Here is a 19,718-nt window from a genome sequence, read left to right as displayed (position 1 = left end):
CCGCGCCGCCCGCTGCCCTCAGGCGGAGACGATGGGGATGGACCGCGTCGTCGGCGGGGTGGAGAAGAGCGTCTCGAGCGCGGGCTTCAGCTCGGCCACCCACGCCTCATAACCGGCGGCGTTGAGGTGCAGCCGATCCTCGCCGAGGTCTTCGCGCAGTTGCCCGTCCTCATCGGCGAGCGCCGGCCAGAGGTCGAGGAACTGGCCGTGCACGGTGGCCACGAACTGGCGGATGTGCCGGTTGAGGTCACGGATGTCGGCGGCGTAGTCCTGCTCTCGCGGCAGGAGCGACACGACGAGCAGCCGAACACCCGGGATGCGCTTGCGCAGCTCGACGAGGATGGTCTCGAGGTTGCGCCCGACCTCTTCCTTCGGCTTGCGCCAGGCGAGGTCGTTGGTGCCGACGAGCAGCACGACGGCATCCGGCTCGGCGGCCACCACCTCATCGAGGCGCTCGATGACGTCGTCGGTCCTCTGACCTCCGACGCCCTGGTTGATCACGTTCTCCTCGGGCAGCCACTCGTCCCACTGACCTGCTTCGGTCAGGCTGTCGCCGACGAAGACGATTGTTCCTGGCATCAGTGTCCTCCTGGGTCGTATCCATCTTCACCCGCCGAGGACGGATGCGCCAGCGCATCGGGCGGCGCGGCCGTGGCGAGGCGTTCGGCCGACGCGGTGATCCTGCGGGCCATCCCGGCGAAGATCACGCCGTGGAAGGGCCAGATCGTCCACCAGTACAGCCGGCCCAGCAGGCCGCGCGGAAAGTACACCGCCCTCTGGCCGTAGGCCGCTCCCCCGTCGGGCTCCGGCGCCGCGGTCATCTCGAGCCAGGCCAGGCCCGGCAGGCGCATCTCGGCGCGCAGCCGCAACAGCCGGGGCCGCTCGATACGCTCCACGCGCCAGAAGTCCAGCGCGTCGCCGGTCTTCAAGCGCCGGGCGTCGCGGCGGCCACGGCTGAGCCCGACCCCGCCGACGAGCTTGTCGAGCCACCCGCGCAGCGCCCACGCCGGTGGAAGGGAGTACCAGCCGTTCTCACCGCCCACCCCTTCGATGACGCTCCACAGGTTCTCGACCGGCGCAGCCGTGCGGCGGGAGCGCACGTCGGTGTAGACGGTCACGCCCGCCCAGTCGGGGTCACTCGGCAGGGGATCGCTCGGAGCTCCTTCGACGACGCCGTCGCGCCAGCTCGTCTCGACGTCGCCCGCCTTCTCCTTGGCGAGGGCCAGGCGCACGGCGCGGCGGTAGCCGACGAGCCCCTCGGACGGCGGCGGGATGATGGCGTCGATCGCGTGGTCGCGCATGACGCAGTCGAACTGCAGCGACTCGATGATCGGCACGGCCAAGCGGCGAGGAATGGGCGTGACGAGGTTGACCCACTGCGACGCCAGCCACGGAGTGAGAACGGGCAGTGCCGCGATGGCGCGCTGGCGAAGTCCCGCCTCGAGCGCGTAGCCGTTCATGAGCTGGCCGTAGCGCAGCACGTCCGGTCCACCGATGTCGACCGCGGCGGTGACGGCGGACGGGAGCTGGGCCGCCTGCACGAGGTAGTAGAGCACGTCGCGAATGGCGATGGGCTGGATGCGGTTGCGCACCCACCGCGGCGCGGGCATGTAGGGCAGCACCTCGGTGAGGTGGCGGATCATCTCGAACGAGGTCGACCCGGAGCCGATGATGACGCCCGCCTGCAGCACGAGCGTCGGAACGCCCCATGCCAGCAGGATGCGGGCGACCTCGGTGCGCGAGCGCAGGTGACGGGAGAGCTCGCCCGTCTCGGGATGCAAACCGCCGAGGAAGACGATGCGCCCCACCCCCGAGCGTGCGCACTCCTCGGCGACGAGCAGGGCGATCTCGCGTTCCCTGCGTTCGAAGTCGCCGCGAGCGGCCATCGAGTGAACGAGGTAGTAGAGCACATCCGCGTCGGCGACGGCTCGCTCGACGACATCGCGACGGCCGAGATCCCCCGCGACGACCTCGACCTGCGAGATCCAGGGCGCGTCCCTCAGCCGCTCGGCCGAGCGGGTGACGACGCGTACCCGCAGTCCGGCAGCGAGCAGCCGAGGCACCAGACGGCCGCCGACATAGCCCGTCGCGCCGGTCACGACGGCGAGGGGCGCGGAGGCCTCCCGGCTCACGTGCGCCGCTCGTTCCCGTGGGCGTAGTGGCCGGTCGCCTTCGCGAGCAGCAGTTGCGCCGTGTGCTCATCGGCGCTCGCCAGCCGGGTGATGAGGCGTGCGGCCGAGTCCCCTGCGAGAGTCATGACGGTGCGGCCGCCACGCTCGACGATGACACGGCCACCGCTCGTGACGCGATAGTCGAATGGATCGGCCTCGAGCCGGCCGCGGGCATCCGTCGTCATACGCTCCTCGCTAGATCAGGCCTTTCGTGTGCCAGACGGTCTTGGTCTCGGTGAAGGCGGTGATGCGCTCGAGCCTCGGCGCCGTCGTGTCTGCGCCGTTCTCGGGCGCGAACACGCGCTTGAGGGTGTCGGCGGCCTGCACCTGCAGCTCGATCCAGTCCAGGGCTGCTGCGCCGACCAGGTCGAGGGCGTTCACGTCGGCGTGACTGGCCAGCCACGGAGCGATCTCGGCGGGAGAGCCGGTGAGCACGTTCACCACTCCGCCGGGAACATCGCTCGTGGCGAGCACTTCGGCGAGGCTGATCGCCGAGAGCGGGAAGCGCTCGCTCGCGACCACCACGACCGTGTTGCCGGCGACCAGGGCGGGTGCGACCGCGGAGACGAGCCCGATGAGCGCAGAATCCTGCGGAGCGATGATCGCGACCACACCCGTCGGTTCGGGAACGGAGATGTTGAAGAACGGTCCCGAGACGGCGTTGGCGTTGCCGGCCACCTGGGCGAACTTGTCGGCCCAGCCCGCGTACCAGACCCACAGGTCGATCGCGGCGTCGACCTGCTCGTGGGCGGCGGCATCCGTCGCGCCCTCGGCATCGACGATCTCGGCGACGAACTGGGCACGGCGGCCCTCGAGCAGTTCGGCGATGCGGTAGAGCACCTGTCCGCGGTTGTAGGCCGTCATACCGGCCCAGCGGGAGAGCGCCGCCCGTGCGGCCACGACGGCGTCGCGGGCGTCTTTGCGGGATGCCTTCGACGCGTTGGCGAGGAACCGCCCGTCGGCGGCCCGAACCTCGTAGACCCGCCCCGACTCGCTGCGCGGGAAGGCGCCGCCGATGGCCAGCTTGTAGGTCTTCGGAATGCTCAAGCGGTTCACTTGGCGGCTCCCTTCTTCGAACGGCCGATGGGGGCGACGGGGGCGACGCCGAGCGCGGCGCCCGGCCCCGTCTTCAGGTAGGCGGCAAGACCGTGGCGACCGCCCTCGCGGCCATAGCCCGACTCCTTGTAGCCGCCGAAGGGCGACGCGGGGTCGAAGCGGTTGAAGGTGTTGGCCCACACGACGCCCGCGCGCAGCTTGTCGGCCACGGCGAGCACGCGGCTGCCCTTGTCGCTCCAGATGCCGGCCGAGAGTCCGTAGGGGGTGTTGTTCGCCTTCGCGATCGCCTCGGCGGGCGTGCGGAAGCTCAGCACCGAGAGAACCGGGCCGAAGATCTCCTCCCGGGCGATGCGGTGGCTCGTCGACACGTTCGTGAAGATGGTGGGGGCGAACCAGAACCCGTTCTCGGGAATGACGCAGTCCGCACTCCAGCGCTCCGCGCCCTCATGCTCACCGACCTCGCTCAGCTCGCGGATGCGGGCGAGCTGCTCGGCGCTGTTGATGGCGCCGATGTCGGTGTTCTTGTCGAGGGGGTCGCCGAGCCGCAGCGTGGAGAGCCGGTTCTTCAGGCGGTCGACGACGTCGTCGTGGATCGATTCCTGCACGAGCAGGCGGCTGCCCGCGCAGCACACGTGCCCCTGGTTGAAGAAGATGCCCTCGACGATCCCCTCGATGGCCTGGTCGAGAGGCGCGTCGTCGAAGACGATGTTCGCCGCCTTGCCGCCCAGCTCGAGGGTGAGCTTCTTGTTCGTTCCTGCGACCGTCTTCGCGATCGCCCGGCCGACCGCCGTCGAGCCCGTGAAGGCCACCTTGTCGACGTCGGGATGCGCCACGAGCGCGGCGCCCGTGTCACCGGCACCCGTGATGATGTTCACGACGCCGGCGGGCAGGTCGGCCTGCTGCACGATCTCGGCGAACAGCAGCGCGGTGAGCGGGGTCGTCTCCGCCGGCTTGAGCACGACCGTGTTGCCTGCGGCGAGCGCAGGGGCGATCTTCCACGCGAGCATGAGCAGGGGGAAGTTCCACGGGATGATCTGGGCGGCCACGCCGAGCGGTGCCGGGTTCGCGCCCAAACCGGCGTAGTCGAGCTTGTCGGCCCATCCGGCGTAGTAGAAGAACCACGCCGCGACGAGGGGCACGTCGACGTCGCGGCTCTCCTTGATCGGCTTGCCGTTGTCGAGCGACTCGGCGACCGCGAGCTCGCGGGCGCGTTCCTGAACCAGGCGCGCGATGCGGAACAGGTACTTGCCGCGGTCGGCTCCCGAGAGGCGCGACCAGGTGGTCTCGTAGGCCCGGCGTGCAGCGGCGACGGCGGCATCCACGTCGGCCTCGTTCGCGTTGGCGACGGTGGCGATGTGCTCTTCGGTCGCCGGTGAGATGGTCTGGAACGGCGTGCCGCTGCCCGCACGCCATTCGCCGTCGATGAAGAGCCCGTAGTCGCTGCGGAGGTTGAGGATGGCGCGGGACTCCGGCGCCGGTGCGTAGTCGAGGAATGTCATCGGGACCCTTTAGTCGATCGTCACGTAGTCGGAACCGGAGTAGTGCCCGGTGCTCAGTTTCTGGCGCTGCAGCAGCACGTCGTTGGCGAGGCTCGAGGCGCCGAACCGGAACAGGTGCGGCACGAGCCATTCCTCTCCGGCCGTCTCGGCAACGGTCACGAGGTACTTGATGGCGTCCTTGGAGGTGCGGATGCCGCCGGCGGGCTTCACGCCGATGCGCTCACCCGTCATGCGGTACCAGTCGCGCACCACCTGGAGCATCAGCAGCGTGACCGGCAGGGTCGCGGCGGGCGACACCTTGCCGGTGGAGGTCTTGATGAAGTCGCCTCCGGCGAGGATGGCCAGCCACGACGCCCGCTTGACGTTGTCGTAGGTGTTGAGCTCGCCCGTCTCGAGGATGACCTTCAGGTGGGCGGAGCTGCCGTCCGCACGGCGGCAGGCATCCTTTACCGCGACGATCTCGTCGTACACGGCGCCGTAGCGGCCCGAGAGGAACGCGCCGCGATCGATGACCATGTCGATCTCGTCGGCTCCGGCTGCGACGGCGTCGGCCGTGTCGGCGAGCTTCACCGCGAGGGAGGCGCGGCCGCTCGGAAAGGCGGTCGCCACGGCTGCGACGGCGATGCCGCCCTTCTCGGGGTCGCCATGGGCCGCGCCGAGCGCCTCGACGGCGTGCGGCACCATGTCGCCGTAGACGCACACCGCCGCCACCCGCGGGCAGCTCTCGTCGGACGGGTCGGGGCTCATGGCCTTGGCGACGAGCGAGCGCACCTTGCCCGGAGTGTCCGCTCCCTCCAGCGTGGTCAGGTCGATGAGCGAGAGGATGCGGTCGAGGGCCCACGCCTTCGACGTCGTCTTGATCGAGCGGGTGCCGAGGCCGGCCGCGCGCTGCTCGAGCCCGACGGCGTCGACACCGTTGACGCCGTGCAGGTAGCGGCGCAGGTTCGCGTCGTTGGCCTCTCCGCCGATGACGGCGAGGGCGTGCTCGCGTCGGATGAGCTGGGTTCCGGTCATGGGGTTCTTCCTTGTGGTGCGGTCGGTTCGAGCACGCTGAGGGCGCTCTCCTCGTCGGTGATGAGCACGGTGCAGAGCCGGCTCGCCACGACCGCGCGGGCGGCGGCATGCTTGCTGCGACCTGCGATCACGGCGATGCTGAGCGGCGATGAGCGCAGCCGCTCGTGGCTGATGCCGAGGGTGCGGGCATCGAGACCGGGGTCGACGATGGCGCCGGCCGCATCGATGTAGCGGCCCACCACATCCCCGACCGCACCCGCCCGGACGAGCTCGGCGACGTCGTGGGCCGTGAGGTAGCCACTGTCGACGAGAACGGAGTTCGCATCCGCGGGTCCCGCGCTGAAGACGTACGCGTCGGCACTGGCGGCGAGGTCGAGCACGGCGGAGACGGCGCGGTCGCCTTCGATGGCCCGCTTGGTCTCTGCCCGCTCCAGGATGGCGGGGCTCGGCAGCAGCGTCGCCTCTCCCCCGGCCTTGTGCGCGATGGTGACGGCGGTCGCCGCCGCCGTTCCCGCTCGGCGGTTGAGGCTGACCCCGCCGTTGATCTGCACGACGTTGACGCCGCGCGCCCAGCCATCAGGCAGCGCCGTGGAGACCTCGTGCAGGGTGCGGCCCCACGAGACCCCGAGCGTGCGCGGCACGGGCCGCAACGAGCCGAGGTAGTCGGCGGCGGCCTGCGCGGTGCGTGTCTGCAGCTCCTCGTCGCCGTCGACGCCCGAGGTCGAGACGACGACCGCATCCTTCAGGCCGCACTCCTCGCGCAGGCGCCGTTCCAGCGCGAGGCGTCGAGCCCGCGGGTGCACGATCTCGATGCGGATGAACCCGTTCGCCTTCGCCTGGGCCAGCAGTCGGCCGACCTTCCAGCGGGTCAGGCGCAGCGTGCGTCCGATCTCGTCCTGGGTCTTGTCTTCCTCGTAGTAGAGCTCGGCGGCGCGGATGCTGAGCAGCTCATCGGTCTCGATCACTGCTGCACCTCCCTGCTCAGGCTCGCGGAGCTCCGGCCCCGGACAAGCGTAAGCAGGCGACCCGCGCGATTCAACATGAGTTGGTGCATTTGCTCATATGAGCAAGCCGCGTATCAGGATGACCGCGGGCGCAGGTCGTCCTCGAGCATGCGCGGGCGGCCCACCACGGCTCCGGCGAAGACGACGGCGATGGCCGTGACCGTGAGGAAGACGAGAGGCAGCGTCCAGCCTCCGCTGACCTCGTGCAGCACACCGACGAGCAGCGGCCCTAGGGCGCCGATGCTGTAGCCGATGCCCTGCGCGAACCCGCTGAGCGCCACCGACCCGACGTGGGTGCGCGTGCGCAGGTTGATGAGCACGAGCGCGAGCGGGAAGAGCATGGGTCCGAGGCCGGCCAGGAGGGCCCACAGCCACGTCGCCGTGCCGGGCACGATCAGCAGCCCCAGGTAGCCGGCGACGAAGAACGCGGCCCCGATGTAGACGAGGATCTCGACGTGGCGCAGCCGCACGGCCAGCCAGGGAATGAGCAGGCCGGCGGGAAGCCCGATGCCCGCGTACAGCGAGAGGATGGCGCCCGCTTGGGACGCGTTCACGTGAGCCGTGTCGCGCAGAAGGCTGGGAAGCCAGGCGAAGAGGGCGTAGGCGTTCAGCGACGACGTGGCGAAGACGGCCGTCAGGGCCCAGGCGACCGAGGACCGCCACAGCCGGCCGGCCAGTGGAGGCTCCGGCTCCTCCGCTACCGCGTCGTCGTTCCGGGAGCGGTGATGAACCGCGAGCGCCAGCCAGGGCAGCAGCGCGAGCAGGCCGAGCACCGACCAGAGCCCCAGCGAGAATCGCCAGCCGGCCGAATCGGCGATCGGCACGGCCACGAGCGGAGGGATCAGGGTCGACACCGCGAGCAGGGAGACGTAGATGGAGGTGACGAGGCCCACACGATCGGGGAAGTACGTCTTCACGAGCGGGGGAAGCAGCACGTTCCCCACGCCCAGGCCCGCGAAGGTGATGATGCTGGCCACCACGAGCACGATCACGTTCGGGGCGACCGCCCGCAGCAGGTGACCGACGATGAGCGCCACGAGCGCGGCGATGAGCACGGGCTCGAGCCCGAAGCGCCGCGTGAAGGCGGGCGAGAGGATTCCGAAGAGCGCGAAGCAGATGGGGGGCAGCATCCCGAGCACGCCCACGACGAGGCTCGAGAGCCCGATGTCGGTGCTCACCTCCGCCACGATCGGCGAGAGCGCGGCGACCGCCGTGCGCAGGTTCAGCGCGACCACGAGGATGCCGAGGAGGGCGAGGGTGCGGCCCGCCCAGAGGGGCCGCGGGGTGGCTGCGCTCACCGGCCCAAGTCTAGGGGCGGCGTCGAACGACCCGCTCAGGCGAGCAGTGAGCGCGCCTCGTCGACGTCGGCGGAGATCTGGGCGATGAGCGGCTCGATGCCGGTGTACGCCACCATTCCGCGGATACGGCGGCAGAACTCCACGGTCACGACGTGCCCGTAGAGGTCGAGCTCCTGATCGATCACGTACGCCTCGACCTGCTTGTGCGGAACGCCCTCGAACGTCGGGTTGTTCCCCACCGAGATGGCGGCGGGGTAGCGCACTCCGGCGTCGATGAGGTAGCCCGCGTACACGCCATCGGCTGGGATGAGCCCCTCGGATTCCGGCGACAGGTTGGCCGTGGGAAAGCCGAGTTCCCGACCGCGGGCGGCGCCGTGCACGACCTCGCCGCGAACGCTCGGGATGTGGCCGAGCAGCCTCTCGGCGGCCGTCACGTCGCCGTCGTCGAGCAGTTGCCGGATCCAGGTGGACGAGACCCGGTGCTCGCCGTCCGGCCGCACGTCGTCGACGACATGCACCGTGAAGCCGTGCTGCCGCCCGAGCGCGACCAGCAGCTCGACGTCTCCGGCTCCGCGGGCGCCGAAGCGGAAGTCCGCGCCGACGAGCACGTGCGTGGCGTGCAGCGCCTGTACGAGCACGTCGTCCACGAACACCTCGGGCGAGAGGTTCGCGAGCGATTCATCGAACGTGAGCAGCAGCGCGGCGTCGACGCCGGTTCCCGCGAGCAGCTCGAGCTTCTGCTCGATGCTCACGAGCGCCGCGGGGCACCGCTCCGGGTGCAGCAGCGCGAGCGGGTTGCGATCGAACGTGACGACGACGGAGGCGAGGCCCGCGGCATCCGCGATGCCGCGCAGCTCGTCGATCACCGCGCGATGCCCGGCGTGCACGCCGTCGAACTTGCCGATGGTGACGGCAGACGGCCGCCAGTCGGCCGGCACCTCCGAGAGGCCGCGGAAGGTGATCATGCGTCGGCGGCGACGGATGCGGAGGAAGCGCTGCCGGGGCGGTGCTTCGCAAGCCACCACATTCCGATCCAGGGCAGCACGAGCGGCACGAACAGGTAGCCCATGCCGTAGAACGACCAGACGGTCGCCTCGGGGAACCATGAGGGCTCGATGAGGCTGAGTGTTCCGACGATGAGCACGCCGGCGGCCTCGATGCCGATCGCCGCCCACGCGACGCGGTACCAGGTTCTGCCGCGCAGGATGAGGGCGACCGTGGCGACGATGTAGACGAGCGCCGAGAACGCGGAGAGCGTGAACGCCAGAGGGGCGACGTCGAAGCGCTCGATGATCTGCACCATCGATCGGCCGGTGGCCCCGAGGGCCAGGATGGCGTAGACGACGATGAGAACGCGACCCGCTCCGCTGACGCGGTTCTTCGTGGTCGGGGATGCGGGTGCGGTGGAGGTCATGGCACTGTCGATTATCTCAGGCGCAGACAGCGCTCACGCGCCCTGCACGGTCCAGATCTGCCACATGCGGTACAGCATGATGGCGACGGCCAGTGCGGCGACGCCGAGGATGACCGTGCTCCACCGGCTGCGTTCGATGAGCGCCCAGAAGGCGGCGGCCGGCGGGATGAGCACGGCCGACACGAGGTAGACCCAGAACTCGAGCGCGCTTCCGGTGGGCTCGTTGCCCGTGAGCGGTCCGACGATAGCCGCGACGACCTGGACGAGGAGGAGCACCTCGATGAGGGCGAGTCCCCCGATGCTCAGGTCGCTCGGCTTTCGACCGGCGAGCCCGAGGACGATGCAGAGCAGCGCCACCACGGTCGCCAGCCCCACCTGCGCGAACGTCAGCCAGGCGATCACGGCGCCGGCTCTGCATCTGGCGCGTCGGGCGGGAAGTTGACGATGCTGCGGCCTTCCGTGCCCGTGAACTCCACGAGTCCGACCAGGCGGCCCTCCGGCGCGATGGCGGCGACCGGTCCCTCGGGCTGCGGCACGCTCGCGAGCACCCGCTTGCCGTGCCCCAGGTCGACCGCCTGCTGGGCATCCAGTCGGTAGACGGGGAACAGCCTGCCAGCGGCCTCGGCGGGGTTCAGCCGGCGGGCGTCGACGTCGAGGGTGTCGAGCGCGGCGGCATCCTCGATTCGGAAGACGCCGACTCGCGTTCGCCGAAGGGCGGTGAGGTGACCGCCCACGCCGAGCCCCATGCCGAGGTCCCTCGCCAGCGCCCGGATGTAGGTGCCCGAGGAGCACTCCACGCGCACCTCGGCATCGAGGTAGCCGCCGGTCGAACGGATCTCGCCGAGCTCGAAGGTGCTGACGGTCACCGGCCGACCCGCCAACTGGACGTCCTCCCCCGCGCGCACCCGGGCGTAGGCACGCTTGCCGTCGACCTTGATGGCGCTGACCGCGCTCGGCACCTGTTCGATGCGCCCGGTGAGCCGGGCCATGACCCGCCGGATGTCGCTCTCCGAGACGCGCTCCAGGGCCGCCGCAGGCGCGCGCCCCAGCTCCTGGCCCTCGGCGTCATCCGTCGTCGTGGACGAACCCAGCCGGATCGTGGCGGTGTACTCCTTGTCGGCGCCGACGATGTAGGTCAGCAGGCGGGTGGAGCTCTCGACGCCGATGATCAGCAGGCCGGTCGCCAGCGGGTCGAGCGTTCCGGCATGGCCGACCTTGCGGGTGCCGGCCAGCCGGCGGATGCGGGAGACGACGTCGTGGCTCGTGATGCCGAGGGGCTTGTCGACGAGGAGGATGCCGCTGGCGGCTCGGGATGGCACGCGCTTCAGGGTACCAGCGCCTCCGCGGGCCTCGCTGTGGCAGTGCCCAGCCGCTCCACGACCATGGGGAGTTTGTCGCGGAAGGTGCACTCGAACAGCTCCGCGACGGCCGGATCGCTTCCGAGGGCGTTCACGAGACCGGACGCGACGAGGGTGTTGATGAGCATGCCGCTTGCGAAGAAGTCTCGGGCCGCCTCGGGCGTGAATCCGCCCTGTTCCCGAAGGAGTGCGTAGATGCGCATGATGCCGGCCCGCGCGACCGGCCCGACGCGCGGGTCGCCGCCCATGATGAAGCCCTGCATGAGGGAGAGCAGCACGCCGCGGTCGGTCTCCACGAGGTCGACGTAGGCGGCGCCGATGCGGGCCGCCGGCGTGCGGGGGTCAGCGGTGTCGGCGATCGCCGATCGGAACGTCTCCAGGATCCGGTCGCAGGTGCGCTCGAGCACCTCGACGATGAGATTCTCCTTGCTTCCGAACATCCGCACCACGTAGGGCTGGCTGATGCCGGCCGCCTGCGCGACCCGGTCGGTCGTTGCGGCGGCGTAGCCGACCTCGCCGAACACGAGCGTGGCCGCCTGCAGGATCTGCTCCCGGCGCTCAGGGGCCGAGATGCGATCTTTCTTCGTCACGCTTGACAGGTTATCAGTTGATAACTACATTGCTCATGTAATCATTCGATTACTACAGCTCGTCGCATCGGTCAGAAGGAAACCCCCATGTCGTCACCTGCCCGCCGCGTGCCCGTCTGGGTCGCGATCGTCGCCGCCTCGCTGCCCATGTTCATGGCGACCCTCGACAACCTGGTGATCACCAATGCGCTCCCCGCCATGGCGCGCGACCTCGACGCATCCATCGAGGAACTGCAGTGGTTCGTCAACGCCTTCACGTTGGCCTTCGCGACGTTCATCCTCGCGGCCGCCGCCCTCGGCGACCGCGTCGGACGACGGACGGTCTTCGTTGCGGGCATCGTGGTCTTCACCGTCGCGAGTGCGCTGGTCGCACTGAGCAGCGAGCCGTGGCAGGTCATCGCCGCGCGCGCGGTACAGGGCCTCGGCGCGGCCGGAATCATGCCGCTCTCCCTCACGCTGCTCGCCGGCAGCGTGCCGAAGCACCTGCGGCCCGCGGCCATCGGCATCTGGGGCGGCGTCGCCGGCCTCGGCGTGGCACTCGGACCGCTGATCGGCGGCGCGGTGATCGAGAACTGGAACTGGCAGGCCATCTTCTGGCTGAACATCCCGGTGGGCGTGATCGCCGTTCCGCTCGCCCTGCTCGCCTTGCCCAACACCCTCGGCGCGCGGTTGCGCAGCGACCTGGCCGGTGTCGCCCTGGCGGGACTCGGCGTGCTCGGACTGGTCTACGGCATCGTGCGCGGCAACCCGGCCGGATGGGACAGCCCGGAGGTGCTGGGCGCCCTCATCGCCGGTACGGCACTGCTCGCCGTGTTCGTGGTCTGGGAATCGCGCGCCGCCGCTCCCCTCCTGCCGCTTCGCCTGTTCCACGATCGCAGCTTCTCGATCGCGAACATCGTCGGCATCACCTTCAGCTTCGGCATGTTCGGCTCCGTGTTCATCCTCATCCAGTTCCTGCAGATCGTGCAGGGGTACACGGCGCTCGAAGCCGGCGTACTGACCATGCCGTGGACGCTCGCTCCCATGGTGATCGCACCGATCGCGGGACTGCTCGCACCGCGCGTGGGCACCCGGGCCCTGATCGTGGCCGGTCTCGCCCTGCAGGCCGGAGGCCTCACCTGGATCGCCCTGCAGTTGAGTCCCGATCTGGCCTACATCGACATGGTGGCCCCGTTCATCATGGCGGGGGTCGGCATGGCGCTCGTCTTCGCACCATCGGCCACCGCCGTGCTCGCCCACATGCCCGAGGACGACCACGCGAAGGCATCGGGAACCAACTCGACCCTACGCGAGATCGGCATCGCGCTGGGCATCGCCGTGCTCACCTCCGTCTTCACCGGAGCCGGGGGTGAGCTGACCCCCACCGGGTACGTCGACGCCGCCATCCCGGCCGTGCTCACCGGTGCGGGCGTCGTCGCCGTCGGATTCCTGGCGGCGTTCTTCCTGCCGGCCGGGCGTTCCTCGACGAAGGCCGCCGACGAGACCGTCTCAGCGGCCGAGGTGCTCGCCGGCGACGCTGCCCCGGATGCGGCGGAGCCGGCGCGGGTCTGAACCCGGCGGCAATCCTCTCGCCCTCGGCTGCGCAGGGGGCTGCCCGCGGAGGCATACGCTCGAAGGTATGAGATTCGGGGTCATCGGAGCCGGCGCCCTCGGAGGCACCTTCGCCGCGCTGCTCGAGAAGGCCGGCCACGAGGTGCAGGTGACCGCGCGCGGTTCGGGTCTGGCAGCGATCCTCTCCGACGGCATCCGCCTCTCGGGCGGCTTCGGCGATGCCCACGCTCATCCGTTGGCCGCCGAACGTCTCAGCGGCGGGTTCGACCTCGTCCTCGTCTGCACGAAGGCTCAGGATGCGGCTGCCGCCATCGCCGCGAATGCCCGCGTCATCGACGGCACACCCATCGTCGTCGTGCAGAACGGCCTCGAGGGCGTCGAGACCGTCCGCGGGCTGCTGCCGAACTCGGAGGTCTTCGGCGCGCTCTCGATCATCGCCGCCAACTACACCGAACCCGGAGTCGTGCGGGTCACCACGAAGGCGGCGAGCTATCTCGGTCGCGGATCGGGGTCGCCCGACGCGGCCTGCATGCACTGGGCGAGCGTGCTCTCGGAGGCGGTGCCGTTCGTCGCCGTCGCGAACTTCGTCGGCGCTCAGTGGACCAAGCTCATCGTGAACATGCTCAACGGCCTGCCCGCGATCACGGGCCTCAGCGTGCAGCAGGTCATCGCCGACCGGGGCCTGCGCAGGGCGCTCACCGCGAGCATGCGGGAGGCGATCCGCGTGGGAGAAGCGCGCGGCATCCGCTTCGGAACGCTGCAGGGCCTCGGAAACCGCCGCCTGCGGCTCATCGCGCGGGCCCCCCTCTGGCTCGGCCAGGCACTCCCCCTGCTCATGGGAGCCCGGATGGGCAGCGTGCCGAACCTCGGTTCCACCCAGCAGAGCATCCGACGCGGCGCCGTCACCGAGGTCGACTACCTCAACGGCGCCATCGTGCGGGAGGCAGCCGCCGTCGGCCTGCGAGCGCCGGTCAACGAGAGGATCACCGCACTGGTGCACGAGGTCGAGCGCGGCGAGGGCTTCCTGCCGGTGCAGCGGGTCGTTCGCGAGGTGCTCGACGCGCGCTGACGGCCGACCCGATCAGCAGCTGTCGAGGAAGAGCCGTCGCGGACGCTCCGGAACGGAGTTGTCGACGACGGCGGTCGCGACCGCTCGCGGGTCGTCGTCTCGGTGGTACAGGTCATCCGCCTCGTCGGGTGTGCCGCCGTCGATCCACAGGCTCCAGTTCCACGCTCCGCGAAGCTCCGGGCGGTTGATGAACCGCCCGTCGATGATGAGGGCGGCATCGGCGGGCCCCGTCTGCCACTTCGGCTCGATGGGCTTGTCGCGGCTGGGGTCGAAGGCAGCGGTGACGAAGCCGGCGCTGCCGGCGAGTCGGAACGGATCGATGAGCACCCGGCGCAGCAGCGAGTAGTCGAACCCGTAGCGGAAGTAGCGCTCGGCGGTGTCGGGTCCGAAACCGGCCTGCGCCTGGCGCGTGCGGTGGAAGTGCTCGAGCGATGCACGGAAGGCGGGGTGCCCACGCTCCGCGAACACCGCTGCGAGGTCGTCGCCGAACTCGCTCTTGCCGCTGCGGAGCGCACCGTCGATGGCGATGATCACGCGCCCCCGCCCGTAGTTCTGCAGGATCTCATCGGCGAGGCCGCGCAGGAAGCGCACGCGAGGGGTGGCGACCAGTTCCATGATGCGACCCTAGTACGTGGATGTCGATGCCTTCGGGGGGTCGGGATCGGTACCGATTTCGGATGTGGAATAATCGTGATCTCCGATGGCCATAACACCTTCACCTCAAGGCACCGCTCCGACGCGCCTGACCTCCCTCGATGGGCTCCGCGGCGCGTCGGCCGTCGTTGTCGTGGCGTATCACGCACTTTTAGTCAGTCCGACTGCCGCGGCCATCGTGATGGGAAACTTGACGCCCCCGAAGGGCACGATGTGGGAGGCACTTTTCACTTCGCCGCTGCGGCTGTTCTTTTCCGGAAACGAGGCGGTGTTCATCTTCTTCGTCCTCAGTGGCTTCGTTCTGACGAAACAGGTGCAGCGACGACCTGCGTTCGACTGGGCAGCCTACTATCCGAGTCGGCTCGTCAGGCTGTATCTTCCAGCGGCAGCGTCCGTCGCGCTCGCGCTTGCGCTGGAACTCGCCTTTCATCGATCTCGGACCGGAAGCCCCAGCATCTGGGTCCAGTTCTACACATACCCGACCTTCGACTGGAAGATGCCGATTCAAGCCATCGATCTCTTCTCGGGAATTCCAGACTTCAATAGCCCGCTGTGGTCGCTGCGTTGGGAGATTCTCTTCTCATTGTTGCTTCCAGTGTTCGTGCTCATCGCTCACCGTAGCGTCCGCTTCGCCTGGATCACCGTCGCGGCAATGCCTGTCCTCGTTTGGCTAGGGCTGGAATACACGGTGATGCCGCTCGTTTACCTGCCTGCGTTCGCAATCGGGGTTGCCCTGACGGTTCTACTGGGCGACGGATCCCGTTCGACTCCGCGACGACAGGGCTTGGTACGTAATCTTGCTTGGCTCGCACTCACGATTCTCTCCCTCGCGATGCTCGTCGCTCACTGGCTCACCGCGCGTGCCCTGTTAGGGCTTCCCGAATTGCAGAACGTAATCTCCTCGCTGGTAATACTGGGCGCAGCCGGTGTCGTCGCCATTGCGGCCCGGTGGGCTCCGGTCATCCGTCTTCTGTCCTCCGCATTTCCCGCTTGGCTCGGACGCATTTCATTCAGCCTGTACCTGATTCATGTTCCGGTGCTGATCGCTTGCGCCAACCTCCTGCATGTGCTCCCTTGGTACCTGGTCGTCTTGATTGCGGTGACGTCGTCCTTCGCGCTCGCTGTGGTGTTTATGCGATTAGTGGAATCACCCAGCCATCGGCTCGCTAAGTTGATAGCGAGCCGTGTTGGCGCGCAGATCGATAGGCCGACTCCTGTGCGCGCGACATCCATTTCGTCGATGACAACCCCTCCGAATCGTGAGGATCCAGCGGTCAGTGTCCATGCCGTCGAAGGTGTGTGACGAAGCTGAACGCGCTGCGCAGCAACCCAACTGGCACCGCGGAGGCTTCAAACCGCTGAGACCACGATAGGTTCACGATTGGTGGGCAGTGGCTGCCACCGTCGGGCCCCACGTCGTCGAGGGATGATGGTAGCGGGTACTGCGCAGCTCCATACCCGTCCGCGGCCGTAGCTCTGCAGGATTTTGAAGGCGAGGCCGCGGAGAAGGCGCACATGGTCAGTGGCGACCAGTTCCATGATGCGACCCTAGTACCTGCCCTAAGGGGAATTCCGCGTGTGCCTCTTTCGCGCCCGTGCAGGCACGCTCGCCGCGCACGCACGACGTAGCGTCGGAGCGACGCCTTCGGCGGCGTTGGGCGGAGGCCGGATGACGTGAACGATGCGCAAGGCGTCGCGGCGCAGGAACTGGCCCAGCAGGCCGTGAGGGAACGATCGGTCGAGGCCCCCGTCGAGAAGGGCGGCGCGGGCGCCACGTGGCGGGGCACACCCGATCAGCTGCGCTCCCACCTGACGCGCTCCGATCCAGTCCTGCGGTTGCGGGCCACCGCCGCACTTCAGCGCGAATGCGGGAACGCCGGCGTGCAACGACTCATCGGTTCAACCCCGCCGGTCGTCTCACGTCAGGAGGACGGCGCCATGCAGATGCCTGCGGAATCCATCACCGGCCGAGACCCGAACGTCGTGCACCTGCCCGAGGACTCCATCAAGGGCACCGATAAGGTCGATGACGAGACGGCGAAGGTCATGGCCAATATCGCCGCGACCACGACCAGGGCCATGGGCTACCTGACCGACTCCAAGACCGAGATGATCATGGCGGTCGACGCCTTCAAGGGCAATGCCCAGTCGCAGATCGACGCCCTCGATTTCGATCCGAGCGACCTGGTCGGCCTCATCCCCGCACTCGTCGGGGCGATCGGCGCCGTCAGTGGCGCGATCTTCCCACCCATCGCGGGTGTTGCCATCACGATCAATCTCGTCACCGCGCTCAGCACCAACGTCGCCACGACCGGGGCAAAGGCCGAAGGCGCCGCCGTCAAGCAGCGCCTGAAGGATGGCGTCGCCGAGTTCGCCCGCAAGGCCAACGACGGTGGCGCATCCGTGCTGAACGCGGCGGCCCCGAAGCTCGGCCCGAAGCTGAACGAGATGGCGGCGACCGAGAAGGGCATCTGGGACATGCTCGTCATCGGCGGCGAACGCCAGCAGGACGACCTCATCTCCCGGCTCGGCGTGATCGACCCGAAGAAGTCGCCCCCGTACGGGCGCGTGCTCGCGGCGCTCATGCAGGCCTTCGGCGGCTGGATCGCCAAGGAGAAGTTCCAGAAGGGCATGACGGGTTCCGAGCGACTGGTCTCGGAGCAGGTGCCGTACGACGAGAGCTTCCGCGAGCGCAAGAAGGCCGTCGATGCGGGTCAGGCTGCCGCGGTCGAGGCGGCGAGGAAGATGACCGAGGAGCACCAGGGCGCCGCGGCGCAATGACGGCCAGCCGGTGGCTACGATCGAACGGATGCCCTCCGCCGCTCCGTTCGCCTGGCCCGCCGAGGTCACCGCCTGGTTCCGCACCCATGGGCGCGACCTGCCGTGGCGCCGGCCCGGCTTCACCGCGTGGGGAACCCTCGTGAGCGAGTTCATGCTGCAGCAGACCCCGGTCGCCCGCGTCATCCCGCACCTCGAGGCGTGGCTGAGCCGCTGGCCGACCCCGGCCGACCTCGCCGCTGTTCCGCCCGGAGAGGCCGTTCGGGCGTGGTCGAGCCTGGGCTACCCGCGTCGTGCGCTCTGGCTGCACCAGGCGGCCGCGCAGATCGTCGAACGCCACGCAGGCGTGGTGCCTGCCGACGTCGATGCGTTGCTGGCGTTGACGGGCATCGGCGATTACACCGCCCGGGCGGTCGCCGTCTTCGCCTACGGTCGGCGGCATCCGGTGGTCGATACGAACACCCGCCGGGTGATCGCGCGGGCCGTGCACGGCCACGCCCACCCCGCTCCCCCGAGTCGCCGCGACCTGGATGACATGCGCGGCCTGCTGCCCTCCGACGACGTCGAGGCACGCGTCTTCAACGCGGGCATGATGGAGCTCGGCGCGATCGTCTGCACGGCCCGCGTCCCACGCTGCGCCGAGTGCCCGATCGCCGCCGCCTGCGCCTGGCGGTCCGCTGGGTACCCCGACTACGACGGACCGCGCAAGCGCGTGCAGAAGGCCTACGAGGGCAGCGACCGCCAGGCGCGAGGCCGCATCCTGCGGGAGCTGCGGGCGGCGCATCGGCCCGTGACGGATGCGGAGATCGCCTCGCTCTCGAGCGACGCGGCCCAGCTCGCCCGGGCGCTGGACGGCCTGCTCCTGGACGGCCTGGCCGTGCGATCGACCGGAGGCTACGTGCTGCCCTGAGTCGAGAGGCTTAGCCGTGCAGCGCCGGACGCCGTTCGCCGCCGCGGGCCTCGGACGGCAGGCGCCGGCCCTGCTCGATGAGCGGGACGATGCCGGCGACTCCCTGCGACGCGGCGATCTCGTCGCGGATGCGCTCGGCGTGACGGCGGTAGCTGCCATCGTTCAGCACCGTGCGCACCGCCGCGCCGACCGCCGCATCCGTGGGCGTGCCCGTCTTCAGGTTCACTCCCACGCCCGACCACGCCACGCGCGCCGTCGTCTCGAGCTTGTCCTCGATGTCGCCGGCCGCCACGATCGGCACGCCGTGCTCGAGCGCGAAGTGCAGGCCGCCGTAGCCGCCGTTGGAGACGAAGACGTCGATGAGCGGCATCAGCCGGTCGTAGGGCAGGAACTCCGCGGCCCGCACATTGGCAGGCAGCACCCCGAGCGCTTCGACCGGGCGCCCTCCTGTCGAGACGACGACGAGGACGTCCTCGTCCGCCAGGGCACGGATGGTCGGGAGGATGAGCTCGTCCAGGTCGTCGTTCGCGATGGTGCCCTGCGTCACGTGCACCACCGGCCGTGACCCGTCGAGCTCGTGCCACCAGTCGGGCAGGGCCGCGGCCGCGGGCGCGAGTCGCGCGGCCGGCCCCAGGAAGTGCACGTGGGAGGGGAGGTCGCGGCGCGGGTACTCGAAGCCCGGCACCGTGAACTGGGCGAAGTGGTCGGCGTAGCGCGTCCAGTCGGTGAAGAACACGTCGAGCGGGTTGCCGGTGAGCTCCCGCACCGTGCGCTCGGCCTGTTTCTGCGGAACCCGCAGAATGACGTGCCGCGCCGCGGCGTTCAGGAAACGGTTGCGCAGCCGGCCGACGAGGTCGCTGCGCGGGGGAAGGCCGAGGCCGAAGGGAGCGGTGTCGACGCTGCAGAGGCCTAGCGGCAGGACACCGCAGGCGATGACGGCGGGCCGGCCCTCGGCGGAGCTGAGGGCCAGTGCCGCGGCGCCCACGAAGGCGTTCTCGGCGAGCACCGCATCCGTGTGCTCGGCGGCGATCGCGGCGAGCAGGGTGCGGTACTGCCCGGCCGCGGGGTCGAGGAAGATGCGCTTGATGTTGAGCGCCATGGCCTTCGGCCCGGTGACCCGCTCGCCGTCCTGCTGGCGGCCGGCTTCGATGGCGTCGTCGGTCAGGTCGGATTCGGCAGGAAGGGCGAGGAACTCGGCTCCCGTGCGCCGAACGGCGCTCTCATAGCGGGCACCGGTGAGGAATCGCACGCGGTGGCCGTTCTCGCGCAGGAAGGCGGCGACGCCGAGCATGGGGGCGATATGGCCGTCCATGGGACTGGCGCAGAGGATGACGGATGACATGGCGCTTCTT

At 69.6% G+C, this 19,718-nt stretch carries 20 protein-coding genes; 5 read left to right on the top strand and 15 right to left on the bottom strand.

Going from position 1 to position 19,718, the window contains the following annotated elements:
* Positions 1 to 18: 18 nt before the first annotated feature.
* The 13 genes from WDJ51_RS01115 to WDJ51_RS01055 form a co-directional block, all read right to left on the bottom strand.
* Positions 19 to 579 carry a GDSL-type esterase/lipase family protein gene (locus WDJ51_RS01115; RefSeq protein ID WP_337850577.1) on the bottom strand — a complete coding sequence of 187 codons (561 nt, stop codon included), beginning with the start codon at positions 577 to 579 and terminating at the stop codon, positions 19 to 21.
* Complete coding sequence (locus WDJ51_RS01110) at positions 579 to 2,132, bottom strand: SDR family oxidoreductase (RefSeq protein WP_337850576.1); 1,554 nt, start codon at positions 2,130 to 2,132, stop codon at positions 579 to 581. The genes WDJ51_RS01115 and WDJ51_RS01110 overlap by 1 nt, the downstream gene beginning before the upstream one ends.
* Positions 2,129 to 2,356 (bottom strand): hypothetical protein, encoded by a 228-nt coding sequence (locus WDJ51_RS01105; RefSeq protein ID WP_337850575.1) that lies wholly within the window; start codon positions 2,354 to 2,356, stop codon positions 2,129 to 2,131. Before WDJ51_RS01105 ends, WDJ51_RS01110 begins: the two co-directional genes overlap by 4 nt.
* 10 nt (positions 2,357 to 2,366) lie before the next feature.
* Positions 2,367 to 3,227 (bottom strand): aldehyde dehydrogenase family protein, encoded by an 861-nt coding sequence (locus WDJ51_RS01100; protein ID WP_337850574.1) that lies wholly within the window; start codon positions 3,225 to 3,227, stop codon positions 2,367 to 2,369.
* Entirely contained in the window at positions 3,224 to 4,726 is a 1,503-nt protein-coding gene (locus tag WDJ51_RS01095) for an aldehyde dehydrogenase family protein (protein ID WP_337850573.1), read from the bottom strand. The genes WDJ51_RS01100 and WDJ51_RS01095 overlap by 4 nt, the downstream gene beginning before the upstream one ends.
* A 9-nt stretch (positions 4,727 to 4,735) precedes the next feature.
* Positions 4,736 to 5,740 (bottom strand): deoxyribose-phosphate aldolase, encoded by a 1,005-nt coding sequence (gene deoC, locus WDJ51_RS01090; RefSeq protein WP_337850572.1) that lies wholly within the window; start codon positions 5,738 to 5,740, stop codon positions 4,736 to 4,738.
* A complete protein-coding gene (locus tag WDJ51_RS01085; protein ID WP_337850571.1) occupies positions 5,737 to 6,705 on the bottom strand; it encodes a sugar-binding transcriptional regulator in 969 nt (322 codons plus the stop codon). Before WDJ51_RS01085 ends, deoC begins: the two co-directional genes overlap by 4 nt.
* A 113-nt stretch (positions 6,706 to 6,818) precedes the next feature.
* Positions 6,819 to 8,042, bottom strand: coding sequence for an MFS transporter (locus tag WDJ51_RS01080; RefSeq protein ID WP_337850570.1), 1,224 nt, complete (start codon positions 8,040 to 8,042; stop codon positions 6,819 to 6,821).
* 35 nt (positions 8,043 to 8,077) lie between these two features.
* On the bottom strand, positions 8,078 to 9,007 hold the full coding sequence (locus WDJ51_RS01075) for a bifunctional riboflavin kinase/FAD synthetase (protein ID WP_337850569.1): 930 nt from the start codon (positions 9,005 to 9,007) through the stop codon (positions 8,078 to 8,080).
* A complete protein-coding gene (locus WDJ51_RS01070) occupies positions 9,004 to 9,456 on the bottom strand; it encodes a hypothetical protein (RefSeq protein ID WP_337850568.1) in 453 nt (150 codons plus the stop codon). Before WDJ51_RS01070 ends, WDJ51_RS01075 begins: the two co-directional genes overlap by 4 nt.
* 33 nt (positions 9,457 to 9,489) lie before the next feature.
* Complete coding sequence (locus WDJ51_RS01065) at positions 9,490 to 9,858, bottom strand: hypothetical protein (RefSeq protein WP_337850567.1); 369 nt, start codon at positions 9,856 to 9,858, stop codon at positions 9,490 to 9,492.
* On the bottom strand, positions 9,855 to 10,775 hold the full coding sequence (truB, locus tag WDJ51_RS01060) for a tRNA pseudouridine(55) synthase TruB (protein WP_337850566.1): 921 nt from the start codon (positions 10,773 to 10,775) through the stop codon (positions 9,855 to 9,857). Before truB ends, WDJ51_RS01065 begins: the two co-directional genes overlap by 4 nt.
* A 5-nt stretch (positions 10,776 to 10,780) precedes the next feature.
* Entirely contained in the window at positions 10,781 to 11,404 is a 624-nt protein-coding gene (locus WDJ51_RS01055) for a TetR/AcrR family transcriptional regulator (protein WP_337850565.1), read from the bottom strand.
* Between the two features lie 87 nt (positions 11,405 to 11,491).
* Here WDJ51_RS01055 and WDJ51_RS01050 point away from each other — a divergent pair, with 87 nt between their 5' ends.
* Together WDJ51_RS01050 and WDJ51_RS01045 are read left to right on the top strand one after the other, a co-directional pair.
* A complete protein-coding gene (locus WDJ51_RS01050; RefSeq protein WP_337850564.1) occupies positions 11,492 to 12,955 on the top strand; it encodes a DHA2 family efflux MFS transporter permease subunit in 1,464 nt (487 codons plus the stop codon).
* 67 nt (positions 12,956 to 13,022) lie between these two features.
* A complete protein-coding gene (locus tag WDJ51_RS01045; protein ID WP_337850563.1) occupies positions 13,023 to 14,024 on the top strand; it encodes a ketopantoate reductase family protein in 1,002 nt (333 codons plus the stop codon).
* 12 nt (positions 14,025 to 14,036) lie between these two features.
* Here the strand turns inward: WDJ51_RS01045 and WDJ51_RS01040 are convergent, their stop codons facing one another.
* Positions 14,037 to 14,639 (bottom strand): hypothetical protein, encoded by a 603-nt coding sequence (locus WDJ51_RS01040; RefSeq protein WP_337850562.1) that lies wholly within the window; start codon positions 14,637 to 14,639, stop codon positions 14,037 to 14,039.
* A gap of 85 nt (positions 14,640 to 14,724) precedes the next feature.
* Here WDJ51_RS01040 and WDJ51_RS01035 point away from each other — a divergent pair, with 85 nt between their 5' ends.
* From WDJ51_RS01035 to WDJ51_RS01025, 3 genes are all read left to right on the top strand, one after another.
* Positions 14,725 to 15,981, top strand: a complete 1,257-nt coding sequence (locus WDJ51_RS01035; RefSeq protein WP_337850561.1) for an acyltransferase family protein — start codon at positions 14,725 to 14,727, stop codon at positions 15,979 to 15,981.
* Between the two features lie 371 nt (positions 15,982 to 16,352).
* Positions 16,353 to 17,459: a hypothetical protein gene (locus WDJ51_RS01030; RefSeq protein WP_337850560.1), complete on the top strand. Its 1,107-nt coding sequence runs from the start codon at positions 16,353 to 16,355 to the stop codon at positions 17,457 to 17,459.
* Between the two features lie 28 nt (positions 17,460 to 17,487).
* Positions 17,488 to 18,366 (top strand): A/G-specific adenine glycosylase, encoded by an 879-nt coding sequence (locus tag WDJ51_RS01025; protein ID WP_337850559.1) that lies wholly within the window; start codon positions 17,488 to 17,490, stop codon positions 18,364 to 18,366.
* Positions 18,367 to 18,376: 10 nt separating this feature from the next.
* Here the strand turns inward: WDJ51_RS01025 and WDJ51_RS01020 are convergent, their stop codons facing one another.
* Positions 18,377 to 19,708, bottom strand: coding sequence for a glycosyltransferase (locus tag WDJ51_RS01020; RefSeq protein WP_337850558.1), 1,332 nt, complete (start codon positions 19,706 to 19,708; stop codon positions 18,377 to 18,379).
* Positions 19,709 to 19,718 lie beyond the last annotated feature (10 nt).

It is taken from the genome of Rathayibacter sp. YIM 133350 (assembly GCF_037404875.1).
GTDB lineage: Bacteria > Actinomycetota > Actinomycetes > Actinomycetales > Microbacteriaceae > Orlajensenia.
This window is presented reverse-complemented; position numbering and strand designations above follow the sequence as displayed.

Excerpts from the sequence above, each read along its gene's own strand:
- WDJ51_RS01070 (WP_337850568.1), bottom strand. The coding sequence starts at position 9,456 with ATGACCTCCACCGCACCCGCATCCCCGACCACGAAGAACCGCGTCAGC.
- WDJ51_RS01035 (WP_337850561.1), top strand. The coding sequence starts at position 14,725 with ATGGCCATAACACCTTCACCTCAAGGCACCGCTCCGACGCGCCTGACC.
- WDJ51_RS01025 (WP_337850559.1), top strand. The coding sequence starts at position 17,488 with ATGCCCTCCGCCGCTCCGTTCGCCTGGCCCGCCGAGGTCACCGCCTGG.
- WDJ51_RS01045 (WP_337850563.1), top strand. The coding sequence starts at position 13,023 with ATGAGATTCGGGGTCATCGGAGCCGGCGCCCTCGGAGGCACCTTCGCC.
- WDJ51_RS01040 (WP_337850562.1), bottom strand. The coding sequence starts at position 14,639 with ATGGAACTGGTCGCCACCCCTCGCGTGCGCTTCCTGCGCGGCCTCGCC.
- WDJ51_RS01075 (WP_337850569.1), bottom strand. The coding sequence starts at position 9,007 with ATGATCACCTTCCGCGGCCTCTCGGAGGTGCCGGCCGACTGGCGGCCG.
- WDJ51_RS01095 (WP_337850573.1), bottom strand. The coding sequence starts at position 4,726 with ATGACATTCCTCGACTACGCACCGGCGCCGGAGTCCCGCGCCATCCTC.
- deoC (WP_337850572.1), bottom strand. The coding sequence starts at position 5,740 with ATGACCGGAACCCAGCTCATCCGACGCGAGCACGCCCTCGCCGTCATC.
- WDJ51_RS01115 (WP_337850577.1), bottom strand. The coding sequence starts at position 579 with ATGCCAGGAACAATCGTCTTCGTCGGCGACAGCCTGACCGAAGCAGGT.
- WDJ51_RS01020 (WP_337850558.1), bottom strand. The coding sequence starts at position 19,708 with ATGTCATCCGTCATCCTCTGCGCCAGTCCCATGGACGGCCATATCGCC.
- WDJ51_RS01050 (WP_337850564.1), top strand. The coding sequence starts at position 11,492 with ATGTCGTCACCTGCCCGCCGCGTGCCCGTCTGGGTCGCGATCGTCGCC.
- WDJ51_RS01105 (WP_337850575.1), bottom strand. The coding sequence starts at position 2,356 with ATGACGACGGATGCCCGCGGCCGGCTCGAGGCCGATCCATTCGACTAT.